The sequence below is a fragment of the Lactobacillus sp. ESL0680 genome, assembly GCF_029392855.1.
Taxonomy (GTDB): domain Bacteria; phylum Bacillota; class Bacilli; order Lactobacillales; family Lactobacillaceae; genus Lactobacillus.
In genome coordinates this window covers 1100198-1117761 of sequence record NZ_CP113945.1, presented here as the reverse complement: position 1 = coordinate 1117761, position 17564 = coordinate 1100198, and the positions used below count along the sequence as shown (strand labels likewise).

Annotated in this window: 13 protein-coding genes; 7 read left to right on the top strand and 6 right to left on the bottom strand. The window is 35.2% G+C overall.

The genetic code is table 11. The features are described from left to right. Window positions 1-75: 75 nt before the first annotated feature. Window positions 76-2007 carry a PTS glucose transporter subunit IIABC gene (locus tag OZX58_RS05295; protein ID WP_277140557.1) on the bottom strand — a complete coding sequence of 644 codons (1932 nt, stop codon included), beginning with the start codon at window positions 2005-2007 and terminating at the stop codon, window positions 76-78. A gap of 192 nt (window positions 2008-2199) precedes the next feature. Between OZX58_RS05295 and treR the strand changes: the two genes are divergently transcribed. Together treR and treC are read left to right on the top strand one after the other, a co-directional pair. Then, entirely contained in the window at window positions 2200-2925 is a 726-nt protein-coding gene (treR, locus tag OZX58_RS05290; protein ID WP_277141757.1) for a trehalose operon repressor, read from the top strand. Window positions 2926-2936: 11 nt separating this feature from the next. Further along, on the top strand, window positions 2937-4604 hold the full coding sequence (treC, locus tag OZX58_RS05285) for an alpha,alpha-phosphotrehalase (RefSeq protein ID WP_277140556.1): 1668 nt from the start codon (window positions 2937-2939) through the stop codon (window positions 4602-4604). Window positions 4605-4649: 45 nt separating this feature from the next. On the opposite strand, the gene OZX58_RS05280 is transcribed toward treC, so the two are convergent. Together OZX58_RS05280 and OZX58_RS05275 are read right to left on the bottom strand one after the other, a co-directional pair. Continuing rightward, on the bottom strand, window positions 4650-7049 hold the full coding sequence (locus tag OZX58_RS05280) for a Xaa-Pro dipeptidyl-peptidase (protein WP_277140555.1): 2400 nt from the start codon (window positions 7047-7049) through the stop codon (window positions 4650-4652). 85 nt (window positions 7050-7134) lie between these two features. Continuing rightward, the gene (locus tag OZX58_RS05275; RefSeq protein WP_277140554.1) at window positions 7135-7491 is read right to left on the bottom strand and encodes an arsenate reductase family protein; all 357 of its coding nucleotides are present in this window, start codon (window positions 7489-7491) and stop codon (window positions 7135-7137) included. Window positions 7492-7645: 154 nt separating this feature from the next. Between OZX58_RS05275 and OZX58_RS05270 the strand changes: the two genes are divergently transcribed. Genes OZX58_RS05270 through OZX58_RS05255 form a run of 4 tightly spaced genes read left to right on the top strand, consistent with a single transcriptional unit; the run spans window position 7646 to window position 14180 of the window. Then, complete coding sequence (locus OZX58_RS05270; RefSeq protein WP_277140553.1) at window positions 7646-8239, top strand: hypothetical protein; 594 nt, start codon at window positions 7646-7648, stop codon at window positions 8237-8239. Beyond that, window positions 8229-11312, top strand: coding sequence for an HsdR family type I site-specific deoxyribonuclease (locus OZX58_RS05265; protein WP_277140552.1), 3084 nt, complete (start codon window positions 8229-8231; stop codon window positions 11310-11312). The genes OZX58_RS05270 and OZX58_RS05265 overlap by 11 nt, the downstream gene beginning before the upstream one ends. Window positions 11313-11323: 11 nt before the next feature. Beyond that, on the top strand, window positions 11324-12979 hold the full coding sequence (locus tag OZX58_RS05260) for a type I restriction-modification system subunit M (protein WP_277140551.1): 1656 nt from the start codon (window positions 11324-11326) through the stop codon (window positions 12977-12979). Then, the gene (locus tag OZX58_RS05255; protein ID WP_277140550.1) at window positions 12972-14180 is read left to right on the top strand and encodes a restriction endonuclease subunit S; all 1209 of its coding nucleotides are present in this window, start codon (window positions 12972-12974) and stop codon (window positions 14178-14180) included. The genes OZX58_RS05260 and OZX58_RS05255 overlap by 8 nt, the downstream gene beginning before the upstream one ends. A gap of 62 nt (window positions 14181-14242) precedes the next feature. Here OZX58_RS05255 and OZX58_RS05250 read toward each other — a convergent pair whose 3' ends face one another. After that, window positions 14243-14515, bottom strand: a complete 273-nt coding sequence (locus OZX58_RS05250; protein WP_277140549.1) for a type II toxin-antitoxin system YafQ family toxin — start codon at window positions 14513-14515, stop codon at window positions 14243-14245. A gap of 3 nt (window positions 14516-14518) precedes the next feature. Beyond that, window positions 14519-14776, bottom strand: coding sequence for a type II toxin-antitoxin system RelB/DinJ family antitoxin (locus tag OZX58_RS05245; RefSeq protein ID WP_277140548.1), 258 nt, complete (start codon window positions 14774-14776; stop codon window positions 14519-14521). 144 nt (window positions 14777-14920) lie between these two features. Here OZX58_RS05245 and OZX58_RS05240 point away from each other — a divergent pair, with 144 nt between their 5' ends. Next, window positions 14921-15841: a site-specific integrase gene (locus OZX58_RS05240; protein WP_277140547.1), complete on the top strand. Its 921-nt coding sequence runs from the start codon at window positions 14921-14923 to the stop codon at window positions 15839-15841. A gap of 366 nt (window positions 15842-16207) precedes the next feature. On the opposite strand, the gene OZX58_RS05235 is transcribed toward OZX58_RS05240, so the two are convergent. Next, window positions 16208-17278 (bottom strand): restriction endonuclease subunit S, encoded by a 1071-nt coding sequence (locus tag OZX58_RS05235; protein WP_277140546.1) that lies wholly within the window; start codon window positions 17276-17278, stop codon window positions 16208-16210. Window positions 17279-17564 lie beyond the last annotated feature (286 nt).

Here is a 17564-nt window from a genome sequence, read left to right as displayed (position 1 = left end):
TAACTTCTTACAAAAAAAGCAGGTCAAGAATTTCTTTTTGAAAAACTTGATCTGCTTTTTAATATCAGATTATTTTTAAATTGTACCTGGGCGCTTTGCTTTAGCAACTTTCTTGCCCATTACCATCTTATCGTCATAGCCCCAGAACCAAGTAATAATGAAGGCAACAACGATTGAAACAGCACTGGCAATCAAGAATGTGTAGAAGCTGCTTAGATCGCCCGGATTTTTCGGATTGAAGAAACTTGAAAACCCAATTAGGCCACCCGTGAAGCCAAACATGGTTCCGTGCATTAAGCCCGTAATTAAACCGCCGAATGCGGCGCCAATTGAACCAGAAATGAAGACCTTTTTGTATCTAAGATTAACGCCATAGATCGCAGGTTCAGTAACACCGCAGAAAGCACTAATCATTGCGGCAAAGCCTAATTCTTTGATGTCAGCCTTCTTAGATTTAATTGCGACTGCTAAGACTGCAGCACCTTGGGCAATCATTGTTGAACAAATAATTGCGTTGATGGCACTTTGACCGGTACTTGCAATCTGTTGTGCAACCAATGGCACAACACCCCAGTGAAAGCCGAAGATAACAAGCACTTGATAGAAGCCACCGATAATAAAACCGCCAAGCCAGCCGGATACGGAAACTAACCAGTTAATGAAGACAGCGATCCCGTTGGCGATACCCTGAATAATTGGTCCAGTAATTACTAAGGTAATAGTAGAAACAATTAGGACACTTATTAATGGCACAAAAATCATTTGCAGGTAAGTTGGCAAAACTTTTTTAAGCCATTTTTCTAACTTGTAAGCTAGCCAAGCTGCCAAAATCATTGGGAAGATTGAGTAGGTATAATTCAAAAACTGAAAGTTTAACCCAGCGAAGCGAAACATGACTTTTCCTGCTTTGCCCCAAGTGATTAACTGCGGCATGGTAATAACCCCACCGATTACGGCAGCAATGATTGGATCACTACCTAAACGTTTGGCGGCACTAAAACCAACCCAAATTGGCAGGAAGTAGAAGGCCGAGTCAGCCATTGCACTGATGGTAATGTAAGGAACGCTGTTAACATTAAGTATTGAGCCGAGCTGCGGCAGCGTCAATAAAGCAAGAATCCCCTTGATAATACCTGAAGCAGCAATTACCCCAATCACAGGACTCATTGAACCAGTAATAAAGCCAATTAAATTGTTAATTGCCCGTGAAAAAGGATTCTTACTATCGTTTTGCGAATTAGTGGTAGTAGCACTATCGTCTAATTCCGGTAATTGCTTGATTAATGCGTCATACAAGTTGGCAACGCCATCGCCAATAACAACTTGATATTGTCCAGAAGCGTGCATAACATCAAGAATACCGCGTTGATTTTTAAGGATATCATCGTTTGCTTGTGCTTCATCTTTAAGATAGAACCGTAATCTTGTAATGCAATGAATAACATTATTGATATTTTGGGGACCGCCAACATTTTTAATGATAAAAGCAGCTAATTCATCATAGGATAATTTTTGCTGCGATGCAGTTGTTGGGGCATTTTTAAGGTACGCTGTTGCTACTTGGGTTCCAGCAGAAATTTCACCTTCAGTGATGTCTAAGCCAGCAAGTTTATCATTTGTGTTGGTAATGACTGTAATGATTGTTGGGTCTAACTTTGCTGTTTTAATGGCATCAAGATCCATGTTAGCAATTACTTGGCCTGCCTTAACAGTATCACCATTTTGAACATTAATTGTAAATGGTTCGCCGTTGAGTTCAACGGTATCAATTCCCATGTGAATTAGTACTTCCAGACCTGTACTGGTTTTGATACCAATTGCGTGTTTCGTTTTGGCAATCGTGACAATTTCACCAGCAACGGGTGCAACCACTTCTCCATTGGTTGGCATTATGCCAAATCCTTGTCCCATAGTTCCTTTACTGAAGACCGGATCGTTAATCTTGCTTAATGCAATAACTTTTCCGTTTGCGGGAGCCAAAAGAATGGTTTCTTTGTTTTTCGCCATTCTTATTCCTTCTTTCTGACTAACTGACTAATGCATTTGCATTTATTAATAAATGATTTATGATTATTATCATACTTGTCTAGACAAGATGCAATAGAACGCTTACAAATATTTTAGGCAAAGTTAACGATAATTATTTACTTGTACATACAGAAGCGCATATAATTAATCTGATTTAGTGAAAGGAAAAATATCATGCAATCAAAATCAGAAATTATCGCCCAAGACATTGCAGCTAAGGTCAAACACCAGCAATTTAAGGTTAATTCTTTTTTACCAAGTGAAAGCGAGTTGACCAAGTTATACGGAACCTCACGTGAGACGGTGCGTAAGGCCTTGGAAGAATTAAATTCGTTAGGCCTAATTCAGAAGATTCGCGGCAAGGGATCGTTGGTTTTGAATTTAGAGCAGTATTCCTTTCCGATTTCTGGCATTTCAAGTTTTGCGGAATTAAGCCAATCTCTGGGCATGGATGCGCAAACTGAAGTTTTAACTTTGGCGAAAATGTCGTCGTTACCCGAGCTTTTTAAGAAAAAATTCCCGAATGAAAAGCAGCAGAAGGGCTTTTACGTTGAGCGCCTGCGTAAGATTAATGGTAAACCAGAAATTCTTGATTGTGATTTTTTGTTTACCCCGCTAATTAATGAGTTGCCGCTGAGTGCGGCACAAACTTCAATTTACAATTACCTTGAGAATGAAATGGGACTGGAAGTTTCATATGCGACTAAGGAAATTACCGTTGAAAAGATTGATGAAAATTTACAAAAAAAGTTAAACCTGAAGGATAAAACAGCGGTATTAGTTGCCAGTCATAATTATTTAAGTGATGCGACCCTATTTCAGTTAACCTTGTCTTATCATGATCCAAGTAAATTTAAATTTGTTGACTTTGCGCGAAGACAAAGAATAAAATTCTAAGGAGAAGTTAAATGGTTAATTTAGATAAGAAAGTCATATATCAGATTTATCCTAAGTCTTTCTATGATTCTAATGGTGATGGCATTGGTGATATTCGCGGAATCATTCAAAAAATTCCTTATATTAAACAATTAAACGTTGATATGATTTGGTTTAATCCTTTTTTTGTTTCACCGCAGCATGATAATGGTTATGATATTGCCAATTATTATCAAATCGATCCGCTGTTTGGCACAATGGCGGATTTTGATGAGCTTGTTGCTAAACTGAAAGAAATTAATGTCGGCGTAATGTTAGATATGGTATTTAATCACTGTTCAACTAGTAACGAGTGGTTTCAAAAGGCGCTGGCTGGTGATGAAAAGTATCGTAAATTTTTCTATTTACGTAAGGCAAAAAAGGATGGCAGCCTGCCAACCAATTGGCAGAGTAAGTTCGGCGGTCCTGCATGGGCCAAGTTTGGCGACACTGATTATTATTACCTGCACCTCTATGATCCCAGCCAAGCTGACCTTGATTGGCACAACCCTGAAGTGCGACAGGAAGTTTACAAGGTAATCAACTTTTGGCGTGCTAAAGGTGTACAGGGGTTTAGATTTGATGTTATTAATGTCACTGGCAAGGCAGCTGATTTGATAGATTCTACTGATCCAATTGAAGAAAAGCAGCTCTACACTGACACGCCGATAGTTCATAAGTATTTGAAGGAAATGAATGCGGCGAGCTTTGGTCAGGATCCTGATAGCATTACGGTTGGGGAAATGTCTTCAACAACCATCCAAAATTCAATTAAGTATTCCAAGCCTAGTGAACATGAATTATCAATGGTCTTTAACTTTCATCATCTAAAGGTTGACTACCAAAATGGTGAAAAATGGACCAAGATGCCGTTTGATTTTATGAAATTAAAGAGTTTATTAACTCAATGGCAGGAAAAAATGGACCAGGGTGGCGGTTGGAATGCGTTATTTTGGAATAATCATGACCAACCAATGGCTCTGAATCGGTTTGGCGATCCCGGGAAGTACCGTGTAAAATCAGCAGAAATGTTAGCGACCGCCATTCATCTGATGCGCGGCACGCCGTATATTTACATGGGCGAAGAAATTGGGATGATTGATCCTGATTATTCTTCAATTACCAATTATGTTGATATTGAAAGTAAGAATGCCTTCAATAATTTAAAAAATCAGGGCATGTCGGATGAAGCGGCTTTGGCAATTATTCGTGCTAAATCACGCGACAATTCACGCACGCCAATGCACTGGAACGACCAAGAATATGCTGGTTTTAGTAAAGTTAAGCCGTGGCTAATGCCGAGAAATCAGTCCCAGATTAATGTCAAAAAGGAATTATCAGAAGGCGAGATCTTCAATTATTATCAAAAATTAATTAAGTTGCGTAAACACGAAGACCTAATTTCGGATGGTCATATTAAAATGTTCTTGAAATCCGACCAGCACATTCTTGCTTATGAGCGCTATCTCGATGATAACGCGGATAGAATACTAGTTTTTAATAATTTTTATGGTACCGAATATGTCGTGCAGCTGCCTGAGGAGTATCGTCATCAAACTTACCAAGTTTTAATTGGTAATTATCAAAAAGATAATGGTAAAACTGAGCAATTTTTGCGTTTAAGACCATATGAAGCACTAGCAATCAAAATCCTTGCTTAAACTTAAAAATCCGTCAGAACAATGAAGTTCTAACGGATTTTTTAATTATTTTTGACTAAATTTAATTGCGGTTTTTGCCAAATCAACTGTATAAGTTACTTCTTCAAGTGGGCGCTTAGTCATGCCTTGGTCAGTCGAATAGATGATTAAGCAAAGCCGGCTGCCAACAGGGAGGCGATAATAAGTCGGCTGCAGTTTAAAGGTTAGGTCATAAAATTGGTCCGGTTCAATGGCAGTTGGCTTCTTCATGTCGGCATAATTTTGCAAGTTCATGTGTGCCTTAGTAATTAGTTTGGCATGAGTTAGCTTGTCAGGCATAAATTCTTGCAAAGTGTCGGTACCAAAATGATAGCCAAGTTCTTGACCACCAGGCATGATGAATTTAGGTGTGGCAGTTAGGCGCTGACGATCACCTAATTCAACTAAAGCGACTGAAAGCTGGCTTTTGTTAATGTTAGAAGAAACATGGACAGTAACTTCAGGGCGACCGACAATCGTTACGGGATGAATAAACTCATCAGTTGTAAAGCGCAGACTTGATGAAGCCCACGGCTTTTGACCACAAATAAATTGGTATTGCCACTCACTTTCGGAAATATGGGCTTGCTTAAATTTTTGTCCGCCCACATCGACAAATGATAATTGCTGTTTGCCATTGCCGTCCTTTTGTAATTCATTATCATCAGTTGGATAATAGATTACTTCTTGACCTAGTTCGTTACTCCAGTCAGCTTCTTGATGCCAAGTATCAGCTTCTAGGTTGTCTTGGATCATGACAGTTGGCCATTGCTGTTCGGCACCATTGTCAACTTCGAGCAATTCATGAACAAACCAGAGGTTCATGAGGTCGGTAAAGTCAATTGAAACCAAATTATTCATGTTGTAATGTGGTCCTTGATGCAGGAATAGGTGCGGCTTAACCGGCAAAGAGAGATGTTTTACTTTTTGCCAAATTTTATAGACGTTCTTAGGCTTAACATTCCAGTCGTTCAGACCGTGAACACTGATCCATGAGCATTTAATGTTATCCGTATGGTGGCGGTAATTGCGTGCTTCCCAAAAGTCTGAATATTGTCCAGTTTTGCGGTCTTCTTTAGTTAAAAGCTGCTCTTGCATGGCGTCATATTTAGGCTTGATCTTCAAATAGGAACCTGCGTCCCATAAGTTAGACTGACAAGTCTCGGCAAGCAAGTCCATGTCTTCACCTTGGCAGTCTTCAGGGGCAATGACCAGACCATGCTCGCGGTAATAATCATACCAAGAGGAGATTGCGGCTTCAGACACCACGGTCTTCAGGCCTTTAACGCCAGTTGTGGCGACAGCGATTTGCAAGGTACCGAGGTAAGAGCGACCAGTCATACCGATATTACCATTACACCATGAAGCCTTAATTTGATGAGTGCGGTTACGGTCAGTATAGGCAACTCGATCGCCGTGCAGCCACTCGATAATTTCTTTGGCACTTTCTGTTTCTTCAGGAGAACCAGTGATCCGTAAACCATCAGAACCACGTGTGCCAATGCCGCCAGCAAAAACACTGGCGAAGCCGCGTGCGAGCATGTATTCGTTTAGTGGGTAAGAGGATTTGCCGACAGCTTCTTCGATTGCTGCATGATTTTCAGAACTAGGCTGCTTAGCTTTCACGCGTGCAGCAGGTTCATATTGTGGATTAGTCCATTCAGTGGCATCACTCAAGTTCTCATCGACACTGTGATTACGTTTAACATTGTCAATGACACCGCCAAAATATGGACTAGCTGTATAGAGCGCTGGAACTTTCATCATTTCGCTTTCAACTGGGCGAAAAATAGTCGTTTGCAATAAGTCAGATTGACCATCGCCATCAGTATCAAGGTCACTTTCTACATAGACAACCTCGCGAATTACGTTGCTGGTATCAAATACGGGTAAGCTTTTGCCGTTAAATAAGATGAATTTACTGTAGGGGATACCAAGAAGTTTTTCGTGGAAGTAACCTTTGCCAGCCATGACGTCAATTAAGAGCTGACCATTTTTGGCCCGGGTATTTAATAAGCGGTAAAAGGCATGAATTAGTTCGTCCCGATTATTAATGCTAGAAACAGCTGGCAGGGCTTGTTTAGTTATAAAGCCCAGTGGGTCAGACAATTGATAATCATAGTGGACATGGTAACCCAACAGCTGCAGGGAGACATTGTAAAATTGTTCTGGTGTAATGGTTTCTGGATTAGTCGCTAAAAAGTCTGCTAGGGTTTGGTTATCAGAAACGGCAAACTCACCTAACTTGGCTTGTCTAGCAAAATCCGCGGTAGGATTAACTTCTGCAAGTGTGTTCTCAACTAATTCAGCTAGCAACTCGCTAAAAGTCAGTTCTTGGTAATTTTCTGGTAAAAATTTGATAGTAAGTAGTTCTTGTACCTGTGTTTGAAAATCAGTTTCAACATAGGCATATTGATTATATTTCATACTGTGCTCCTTTTTTATTTCCTATTATAAAGGTTATTGCAGGCATAGAAAATAGACAAAATAAAAACGAGCATTGAGCTCGCTTCTATAGCCAAGTATCTTTGTAAACATCTTCATTGAAGCCGCAGGTTAATTTGTCGCCGTCAACAACTAACGGACGCTTGATTAACTTGCCGTTCTTGGACATCATCTCGGCTGCTTCGTCAATAGTCATGTCTGGCAATTGGTCCTTCAAGTGCAATTTGCGGTAGTCCATGCCGTGGGTGTTGAAGAAGTAACGCAAGCCGCGGTCTTCATGAGCAGTCATCCACTTAACTAGATCTTCTTTTTTAGGTGGCTGCTCTACCAAGTCTTGAAAGTCGACGTCAACATCATGTTCGTGGAGCCACTTTTCAGCACTGCGCGAGGTTGAACAACGTTTATAGCCATAAAATTTAATCATTTTTGTACCTTCTTTTTATAGTAATTATCATCAATTATAACAATAAGTGATGATAATAAAGTAATTTTAAAAAATTACACTTGATTTTAGTGGAAAATGTATTATAATTATTTATGTAATTTAGCTAAATTACCAAAAGAAAGGAGAACAAAATTTGAAATTAAAGGACCTTTTCGAATTTAAAAGTGGTTCATTACAATCTAGACTAGAAGTCAATAATAAAAGTAATACAAAATCTTACTTTGTTTATGATAGAAATTGTTATTTAGAAGATACTTTTCAGTCTCTAACAAATAATAGCAAAACAAAGCAAATAAAAACTATATCTGATGTGGTTCTGGTTAAGCAAGGTGACTTGATTTTTAACCTACAAAGTGGAAAAGCAGCCATTATAACTCAGAAACACGACAAATACATTTTAACACAGAATTTTGTTAAATTAATTCCTAGAACTTCTGTATCAATTGAATACATTCTTTTTCTATTAAACGAAAGTAAATGTTTTGATCGACAAATAAAAAAATATTTGCAGGGTAGCATTGTTTTTAAATATACAACAAAAATTCTTAAAGAAATTATTGTTCCGGAACTGAGCGTTGAAAATCAAAAATCAATTGGAAAGTTATATGTGGACCAGTTAAAACAGTCTAATCAATTGTATAAAAATATTTTAAATAGAGATAGGATTGTGTATCAAATTTTAGACAATATCATTGGTATTAAAACAGAGGCGAAAAATGGCAATTGAAAACAGCGAATTAAAATTTGAAGATGAACTAATTGATTATTTAACTAAAATTGGTGGTGACAAGCAATGGACCTATATGTCAAAAATAAAAACGACTGAACAGTTATGGGTGAACTTTAAGCAAATTTTAGAACAAAATAATCAAGATAAATTAGATCAGCCATTAACTACTAATGAATTTAACCAAGTTAAGGTGCAAATCAAGAATTTATCTACACCTTATGAAGCAGGGCAATTTTTATACGGAGTTAATGGAATTTCCCAAGTTGAAGTAGATTTGGATAATGGTAACCATGTTTTCCTTACCGTTTTTGATCAAAGTCATATTGGTGCTGGTAATACCGTTTATCAAGTTGTTAATCAGATTTGGCGTGACCCTGTAATAGTAGGTCGCAAAAGACGAAGATTTGATACTACCTTGTTAATTAATGGTCTGCCGATTATTCAGATTGAAGAAAAAGCTGATGCACACGATGCTAAAGAAGCACTAAATCAGATGCAACAATATATTTCAGAAAATCAGTATAGTGATATTTTTTCAACAGTACAGATTTTAGTTGCATTAACGCCGCATGATGCTCGTTATATGGCTAATACCACTTTGGATAAGTTTAATACAGACTTTGCTTTTCGGTGGCAAAGAGAAAAAGACAACCATCCAGTATATGAATGGCGTGAGTTTGCTAGACAAATGCTTTCAATCCCGATGGCTCATGAAATGGCAACTAACTTTATGATTTTAGATGGTACAAAAAATCATGAAAATGTTAAAGTAATGCGTCCATATCAGGTATATGCAACCAAACGAATTTTAGAAAAATTACGGCATCATTCCTTTGGTTTTGACCCTAAAGAGGTTGGCTACATTTGGCATACAACAGGTTCTGGTAAAACTATTAGTTCCTTTAAAGCTGCTTGGTTAGCTGCCAGATTACCTAATGTTGATAAAGTTGTTTTTGCGGTTGATCGAAAAGCATTAACTAAGCAAACTTTTGAACAGTATTTAGCCTATGATCCAACAGCAGATACTGCTGCTGGTGGATCAATTTCTAAAACTAAAAATCATTATGATTTGGGTCGACAATTGCGGTCTAAAAGTAATAATATTATCGTGACTTCGATTCAGAAATTATCTAGTCTTGCCAGTCATAAAGAAGTTTATGGTTCTGATAAAAATATTGTCTTTATCATGGATGAAGCTCATCGTTCTACTGCTGGTGACATGATGCAAAAGATTAAGGCAGCATTTCCAAAATCAGCATTTGTTGGCTATACTGGAACGCCAAATTTTGATGCTAAAAAAGGTCCAACTACCCAAGAAGTATTCGGAGACCCGCTTCATATTTACACCATCAAGGATGCAATTTCTGATAAAAACGTTTTAGGCTTTAAAGTTGATTTTGAAACGACTTTATCAGAAGAAGTGATGAAGAACCAATATTTACCAAGATACTTTAAATTTAGATATCCTAAATTTTCTCAAGCTCAAATTGAAGAACGAATTAATAATTTAACACCCGATGATATGGATGAGATGGTGGAGCCAAGCGTCTATGATCGTAATCCCAAGCATGTTGAAAAAGTGGTCGAGGATATTCTTGAAAAGTGGGACAAGCGTTCCAATAAAGGTCAATATAACGCGTTACTGACTACTCATGTTGGTCAAGGTTCTTCATCAGAAATGGCAATGATGTATCTTGATGAATTTAATAAACAGATGGCAACTATGGCTAAGCCACTAAAGGTTGCCGTAACTTTTAGTCAAAGTACAAGTAATGATGATACCCAATTAGTTAATAATACTAATTTAAGAAGGGCAATGGATAATTACAATTCACTGTTCAATACCAACTTTACAGATGATCAGGTAGACGATTATGAACAAGACCTGATGTCTAGGCTAAATCGCAGTGCTGATGACCGAAATTATCTAGATTTAGTAATCGTAGTTGATCAATTATTAACGGGTTTTGATGCCCCTGAATTAAATACTCTTTATGTTGACCGAACACTGAAAGGGTCTGCTCTGATTCAAGCTTATTCAAGAACCAATAGGGTTCATGATATGCAGAAAAAGCCCTTTGGTCGCATTGTTAATTATCGCTGGCCCAAGAACGCAGAAAAGCTAATGAAGCAAGCTTTAGCAACATATGCTGACAGGCAATCTGCTTTTGTGCAAGAAGAATTACCTGAAGTTGCAGCAACCTCAATTTTAGCAAAGTCATACGATGAAGAAGTTGAAGCGCTAAAGAAGACAGTGGATGAATTAGCCACATTAACTAATAACTTTGATGATATTCCTCATAGTGAAGTTAAACAAAAGCAAATGTATAACACTCTGAATGATTACAGTCATTCAATGGCTAGAATTAAGCAGGATGAGAAATATGATGAGGAACATCCAGAAAAATTATTGCAAGAGCTCGGAATGTCTGAAGATGATGAAGCAAAACTTACAGGTGCATTTACTAGTCAAATAAAAGAATGTGTAGCTAAAAGTCGACATTTGGACGTTAGTGACTTAACTTTGGAAATGGAACATATCAAAGACATTGACGTTGACTATGACTATCTCGATGAATTGATTGCACAATTGGCAAATCAAGTTAATGATGAACAAATGACTGAAGCGGCTAAAACCAAACTGCAAATTGAAAACTTCATTGCCCAATTAGAAGATGAAAAATACGCTAAAGATGTTCAAACTGTAGCTAATGATTTAATGGCTCATAAAGTAGATATTCAGAAGTATCCGGTTTTATCAGAAGAAGTAAAACAGTTAATTAAAGATCATACTGAGAAGAACCATCGAACAGAAATTCTAGACTTTAAGAAAAAATGGGGTTTAGTTGATATTACTGATTCACAAAGAATCAACGAGTTATTAGAAAAACATGTTGTTGGTCAAGATGACTTAGATGTTGAAGGTGATCTATCCAAGATAGTGCAGGAAGGCCAACAGAATTACCAAAATGACGCAGAAGATACAATGGTTAGAGAACTTAGTAAAATTAAATATCATACTAAATTGCGTCAATCATTTAAAAAATTTGCAGATCAGTTAAATAAGTAGGAGAGAAACAAATGAGTGAAAATCGTGCTCAAGAAATTACAAATAAATTATGGGCTATGGCCAATGAATTGCGAGGAAATATGGCAGCTGATGAATATCGTAATTATATTCTGGGTTTCATGTTTTATCGTTATTTGTCAGAAAATCAATTAGATCATTTACGTAAAAGTGATTTATTGACTGGAAATACTTTTGAAGAATTAAATAAAGACTATCTAGAACAAGCAGTAGGAGATGAACTACAAGACTTTCTGACAGCAATTGCTGAAGACTTAGGTTATGCAATTGAGCCAGAATATACTTGGCAGTCGATTACTGACAAAGTTAATAATAATACATTGAAGCCAGAAGACTTTCAAGAGATGTTTAACCGGTTCAACGATAATACTAAGATTAATACTAATGCCGAACAAGATTTTAGCGGGGTTTTTGCAGATATTAACTTAGGTAACAGTCGTTTAGGAAATAATACTAATCAACGTGCTAAGTCATTAATGAAGATTGTTAATTTGGTTGATCAGTTTGAATATAACGATGAATCTGGCCATGATATTCTAGGGGATGTCTATGAATATTTAATTGCTAAGTTTGCTGGCAATTCTGGTAAAAAAGCAGGGGAATTTTATACACCGCACCAAGTCTCACAAGTTTTAGCAAGATTGGCAACTGCATCTGCAACAGATAATGGTGAGCCGTTTAGTGTCTATGATGCTGCAATGGGATCAGGCTCGCTGCTATTAACGGTTCAAGGTGAATTAAGTAAGCAACTTGCAAAAAAAGTTCCGGTTCGCTTTTATGGACAAGAATTAAATACGACAACTTACAACTTGGCACGAATGAACTTAATGATGCACCATGTGCCATATCAGAATATGACCTTATCTAACGCTGATACTTTGGAAGAAGATTGGCCTAAACGTAAAAATACTGATGGTAGTGAAGGCCCACAAACTTTTGATGCAGTTGTTATGAATCCACCATATTCGCAAAAGTGGGATAATGACGACCGAAAATTAAAGGATCCGCGATTCGGAGAATATGGTGCATTGCCGCCTAAGAGTAAGGCAGACTATGCCTTTGTTTTACATGGTTTATATCACTTGAAAGATAGCGGTACAATGGCGATTGTCTTGCCTCATGGTGTTTTGTTTAGAGCTGCCAAAGAAGGAAAAATTCGTCAGGCCTTGATTGATAAGAATCGTCTTGATGCCGTAATTGGACTACCAGCGGGGTTATTCTATTCGACTGGTATTCCAACGGTTATTTTGGTATTAAAGAAGAAGCGTGAGCGCAAAGATGTTTTTTTTATTGATGCCAGCAAGGATTTTGAAAAGGGTAAAAATCAAAACTTACTGCGTGAAACGGATATTGATAAGATTGTTTCTACTTATCTTAAGCGTGAAGATGTTGATAAGTATGCTCATGACGCTAGCTTAGACGAAATTAAGGAAAACGAATATAACCTTAATATTCCACGTTATGTAGATACATTTGAAGAAGAACCGCCAGTTGACATTAAAAAAGTCGTGGCTGAAATTCAAGAAACTGATAAAAAGATTAAGGAACTAAATAGCTCTATATTGGAAGATTTGAATGACTTAGTAGGCTCTGATGAACAATCAAATCAAGAAATAGAATTGCTGAAGGAGTTGTTCAAGAATGAGTAAAGATACTAATGTACCGCGGATTAGATTCAAAGGCTTCACTAACGCTTGGGAACAACAAAAATTCAAAGAAATATTAAAAGAGTTTAGTATTCGCTCAAAAATTGAAAATGAATATCCTGTTCTTTCCAGCACAAACTCTGGCATGGAAATAAGGAATGGTCGAGTATCTAGCGAATCAAATATAGGATACAAGATCGTCAAAAATGGTAACTTAGTTTTTTCCCCACAAAATTTATGGTTAGGAAATATCAATGTTAACTATATTGGAACAGGTTTAGTTTCTCCAAGCTATAAAACTTTAAATTTTAAAAAAGTAAATCCGCAATTCATAATTCCCCAGCTAAAAACTTCAAAAATGCTTGAAAAATATAAAAATGCTTCTACTCAAGGGGCAAGTGTGGTGCGACGAAACTTAGATACAACAGCTTTTTATCAAATTACGATAAGAGTTCCAAATATTGCTGAGCAATCCAAAATCGGTAATTTTTTTAATAAAGTAAATTCTATACTCACCCTCCAAGAACGTAAGCTAGAACTGTATAAACAACTTAAGAAATATTTGCTTCAAAAGATGTTTGCCAATGAACAGGAAAAAGTCCCACAAATTAGATTTAAAGGATTTGATGAGGACTGGGAAAAAGATAAATTATCTCAATTAACTGATAGAATTAAACGTAAAAATAACGAATTAACTTCAAATACTCCGCTAACAATTTCGGCAAAATATGGTTTAATCAAACAAACTTTATTCTTTAATAAAGAAGTTGCAAGTAAAAATTTAAGAAACTATATTTTACTTAAAAAAGGTGAATTTGCGTATAATAAAAGTTACTCGACTGATTTTCCCTTTGGAGCAATTAAAAGACTTGATAAATATAATTATGGAGCTTTATCAACATTATATATAGCTTTTAAAACAAGAACAGTAGACTCTGACTATCTTGTATGCTATTTTGACTCAAACAAATGGCATAAAGAAATATACCAAATAGCTACTGAGGGTGCTAGAAATCACGGATTACTAAATATTTCTCCAGTAGATTTCTTTAATAGTAAGCTTGTAATTCCTAAAAATGTTTCAGAGCAATTTAAAATTGGAAAACTTATCATAAAAATTGATAATTATTTAAAATGGAATTATCAAATTCAAGAAAATTATTCAAAGCTTAAACAATACCTTCTTCAGAACTTATTCTGTTAATATACATACAAAAAGCCATATTCTTCAACTAGATCAAGAATATGGCTTTTTTGTATAAAATTCTATTTTTTAAATAATTCTGCATGACTACCTGTTCTAATAAGAGCCAAAGTTATTTGAGTAATTTGATAGATTAACAACCAATCTGGCTTTATATGGCATTCAAGATAATTAGAGTAAGTTCCATCTAAAGCATGATTTTTATAATTAGAGGACAGGACGTGATTTTGTTCAAGTTCATGAATAACTAACTTAAGTTGCGTCATTGGTAGCCCTTGCCTATTACACCGCTTGACGTCTTTTCTAAACTTAGCTGTAACCTTAATATTTAACATATTTTAAATACCCAAGTCATGCCATAATTCATCCGAATTATCGTAAGTCTTGGTCTTAGACAAATCTTCATGCATAGCATCCAACGTTTCTTCATTTAGGATTTCAGGTTTTTTTACTGCAAAAGGTAAACCATTATTCCAGACAATTTGTTGATAAAAAATTTTCAAGGCAGTTGAACGATTAAGTCCTAAATCTTTTAAGATACCTTCTGCTTCATCCATAAGTTTACCATCCATTCGGGCCTGTAAAGTTTTATTCATAATATCACCTCAAATTAATTTTATTATTTTTATATGCAATTAGCAATAATTTATAACTACAATTGCATTGCTTTTTTAATCTTTATCCAAATGGTTTAAGCTAATTAAGCCCTATGGGCAAAATTATTTTGGAGGTATTATTTTATGAAGAAGCAGTTATTTTGGGAATATTTTGAAGAATGGATAGAATTATATAAAAATGGTGCAGTTAGACCCGTTACCTTTGCAAAGTATCAAATTACTCTTAGAACGTTGAAGAAATTAGCACCGCATGTTACTTTAGATCAATTAGACCGTAAATTATATCAAAAACTCATTAATGAATATGCACAAAATCATGAACATCAAACGGTAATTGATTTTAATCGTCATCTTAAATCTTCGTTAGTTGATGCTCTTGATGATGAGTTAATTAAGCGCGATCCAACCCGTAAAGTTGTTATTAAAGGAACAATAAGTCGTAATCACAAGAAGAAATATCTTAGTCAAAAAGAGTTAATTAAACTAATGCGAGAATTGGAAATAGGTCCAAGAATTTCTTGGGACTATTTTATTTTGCTTGTTGCTAAAACGGGTTTAAGATTTAGTGAAGCGTTAGGATTAACTGCTAAAGATTTTGATTTTGAAGCTCGAACTCTTAATGTTAATAAGACTTGGGATTATAAATCAAAAATTAGCAATTTTATCCCGACTAAAAATGATTCATCAATTCGCAAAATTCCAATTGATCGTAAATTAAACACAGAATTTAAACGTTTGACTAAGAAAATGGATGTTAGCAAGCCAATATTTATTCAGGATCAGCAACGAATATTTAATTCTACAATTAATAATCGCTTGGAAGTCTTATGCAATCGTGCTAATATTCCAATAATTAGCGTTCATGGTTTAAGACATACTCATGCTAGTGTGCTGCTTTATGCTGGTGTTTCAATTGCTTCAGTTGCTAGAAGACTGGGCCATTCTAGTATTACAACAACTCAAGAAACATATCTGCATGTGATTCGCGAACTAGATAATCAAGATAACGATAAAATTATTAAGTATATTTCAACGTTGAAATAGTTAATGAAGTTTAAAAAATGAAAGTTCACAAAAGATAATTTCAAGTGCGAAAAAAGTCATATCATTGTAATTCCGTTAATGAAACTTTATATCTTAAAAATGCCGGTGTACTGAAAAACATTCGTGAACGACAAACAGATAAGACAGGCTTTACTAACGTAGATGATATAGATTGGAATAATTTATGAGCAAGTTATCCTAAATTTATAGCATGTCACTAGCATTGCCAATAAAAAATATTATATATTTTTTAGTTCAAAGTTATTAAAAATAGACGACAATTTTCTTCGAATCAAATAAAAAGGACATACTTTTTCAAAATCAACTGAAAGATATGTCCTTTTTTCATATATATTATATTATGATTTAACAAAATAAATTTTGAAGCAAATATTGTTTAAGTTGTTGCGCTTTATCTATCTTGCTTTTTTGAGTTATAGGTAGGTTACTAATATTGTTAATTAGCATACCAATTTCCTTACGTTCTAAATTAGCATTTGGAATTGTAAACTCCATATTTTTAAGTTCACTTAAAGTTATTTGATTAATTGTTGCCCCTAAATTCTTGTTAATCTCAATATGAAATTTTTGTGTATCTAAAATAGAACTAATAAAATATGGATTTTCACTTCGAATACCTGTCATAAATGCCCCTATTACAGTATTTTTAATTGAATGTTTTACTTGAGCATGTTTTCCAATTAAATTTTTAGAACCATTTCTAACAACAACTATAATATCTTTATTTTTAACTTTTTCAGAATTAATTATATTACTATTGACATAAACATTATCAGCATCAACAATATCACTATTTTTAATATTGGAAGAGCGTAACACAAGAGTTCCTGAGTTCATTACATCGGAGGGAGAATAAGTTAATCCAGAATAAAATTTTACCAAGTTACCTAATTTTTCGCTTTTCCAGTCCTCATCAAATCCTTTAAATCTAATTTGTGGAGTTTTTTCCTGTTCATTAGCAAACATCTTTTGAAGCAAATATTTCTTAAGTTGTTTATACAGTTCTAGCTTACGTTCTTGGAGTGTAATAAATTTTTGAATATTAGTAAGTAAGATACCTATATTTTGTTGCTCTAACAGTTGTGGGATATATATTTGCATTTCACTTAATTGATTAAAGGAAAGAGTATCTCTTACGCCTCCTTCCGAAAAAACTTCTCTTTGCTTTTCAAAATTCTGAGTTTTAAACCAATACCATAAATAAGTATCCTCAAGTTTTTCTGTAGTTTTAAAAGAAATATATAAAGGAGAAACAATAGAATTTTGTTTTCCTTGTGATTTATAGGCAATAGATCCCACATTAATACGTGATGGATTGTAAGCAAATGTATACTCACTTATGACAAAATAATTTGATAAGTCTGTGCTTGCAACTGAATAATCTCCAAACTGTTCAGTTTGTTTAATGAATCCCACTTTATTAGATATGGATTCTACATTATTAATTTTTAAATCTTTATTCTTTTTATTATTTCTAATCAGTAGGTCAATAAGTTCATTCTGTTCCCAAGTAAATGTATCATGTGATAGAAACTAACTAATACTAAATTATCTAAATAATTATTGGCAGTATTCTAACTATCTTAGTAATACATTAAAAATAGGCGATAGCATAATAATTGTGTCGTGACTTAAGTGTTCAGTCATAGCTTAAACGAAAAAAATAGATACTACAAAGTAAGAGTATAATTTTTATTCTCAA

Coding starts and splice junctions, on each gene's coding strand:
- OZX58_RS05295 (WP_277140557.1), bottom strand. CDS start 2,007: ATGGCGAAAAACAAAGAAACCATTCTTTTGGCTCCCGCAAACGGAAAA.
- treC (WP_277140556.1), top strand. CDS start 2,937: ATGGTTAATTTAGATAAGAAAGTCATATATCAGATTTATCCTAAGTCT.
- OZX58_RS05280 (WP_277140555.1), bottom strand. CDS start 7,049: ATGAAATATAATCAATATGCCTATGTTGAAACTGATTTTCAAACACAG.
- OZX58_RS05275 (WP_277140554.1), bottom strand. CDS start 7,491: ATGATTAAATTTTATGGCTATAAACGTTGTTCAACCTCGCGCAGTGCT.
- OZX58_RS05265 (WP_277140552.1), top strand. CDS start 8,229: ATGGCAATTGAAAACAGCGAATTAAAATTTGAAGATGAACTAATTGAT.
- OZX58_RS05260 (WP_277140551.1), top strand. CDS start 11,324: ATGAGTGAAAATCGTGCTCAAGAAATTACAAATAAATTATGGGCTATG.
- OZX58_RS05255 (WP_277140550.1), top strand. CDS start 12,972: ATGAGTAAAGATACTAATGTACCGCGGATTAGATTCAAAGGCTTCACT.
- OZX58_RS05250 (WP_277140549.1), bottom strand. CDS start 14,515: ATGTTAAATATTAAGGTTACAGCTAAGTTTAGAAAAGACGTCAAGCGG.
- OZX58_RS05245 (WP_277140548.1), bottom strand. CDS start 14,776: ATGAATAAAACTTTACAGGCCCGAATGGATGGTAAACTTATGGATGAA.
- OZX58_RS05240 (WP_277140547.1), top strand. CDS start 14,921: ATGAAGAAGCAGTTATTTTGGGAATATTTTGAAGAATGGATAGAATTA.